This is a genomic window from Mesorhizobium sp. M0207 (assembly GCF_040321995.1).
In the GTDB taxonomy this organism is placed as follows: Bacteria; Pseudomonadota; Alphaproteobacteria; order Rhizobiales; family Rhizobiaceae; genus Mesorhizobium.
In genome coordinates this window covers 1-920 of sequence record NZ_JAMYSQ010000073.1, presented here as the reverse complement: position 1 = coordinate 920, position 920 = coordinate 1, and the positions used below count along the sequence as shown (strand labels likewise).

Genomic DNA, 920 nt, shown 5'->3' with positions numbered 1-920 from the left:
ATTGTAGATGTGGCGCCAGCGGTCGAAGGCCCGCTGGGCCGCCGCCAGGTTCTCGAACGGCGGTCCCTGCAGCGCCTCGGCCTTGAGCGTGCGGTGAAAGCGCTCCTCCTTGCCCAGCGTCTGGGGATGATACGGCCTGGAATGCCCGATGGCGATGCCGATTTCGATCAGCCAGACGCCGAGCAGGGTAAAGTCGTTGCGGCCGCCATCGCCCCAAGGCGGGCCGTTGTCGGTGGCGATACGAAAGGGCAGGCCATAGCGGCGGAAGGCCGTGATCAGGCGCGTTTTCACGGTTTCGGTGGTCTGGTCGGAGCAGGCCGACAGCACGATCGAGAACCGCGAATGGTCGTCGAGCACGGTCAGCGGATGCAGGCGCCCGGCGCGCAACGGCACATGACCCTTGAAGTCCATCTGCCACAGATCGTTGGGCGCTTCGTGCTCGAAGCGGATGAAGGGCTTTGCCCCGCCGCCCAGCGCCCCGAGCTCGACGCCGTTGCGACGCAAGATGCCGGTCACCGTCGAGGGCGACGGACAGCCAATCCCCTGGCGCGCCAGGACCCGGGCGATCTTGCGCCCGCCCCAGGCCGGATGTGCCGCCCGCACCGAAAGCGCCGCTGCTTCGACCTCCCAGGCGCTGCGCCTGGGACTCGAGAGCGGTTGGCGCGAACGCTCCAAAAGCCCGGCCTCGCCCTCCGTCCGATAGCGCGCGATCAACTTGTGAGCCACGGTCCGACCGATCCCAAAGCGCCGGCACAACGCGCTCACATTCGCCCCCGGCGCGCTCGCCAACCTGACAAATTCCAGCTTCTGTTTCATCGCGCTCGTGTCCTCGAATGGCATCCCGAACCTCCCGGCGCAAAGCGCGCCAAACTGTTCGCGATGTCCTCGCACACCTGTTCGCGATGTCTCCGGTCCAAACA

Annotated in this window: 1 protein-coding gene; it reads right to left on the bottom strand. The window is 66.8% G+C overall.

The features are described 5' to 3' along the window. The coding region (locus NKJ15_RS32890) for an IS481 family transposase (protein WP_352819849.1) at positions 1-816 on the bottom strand (816 nt) is incomplete at its 3' end. Positions 817-920 lie beyond the last annotated feature (104 nt).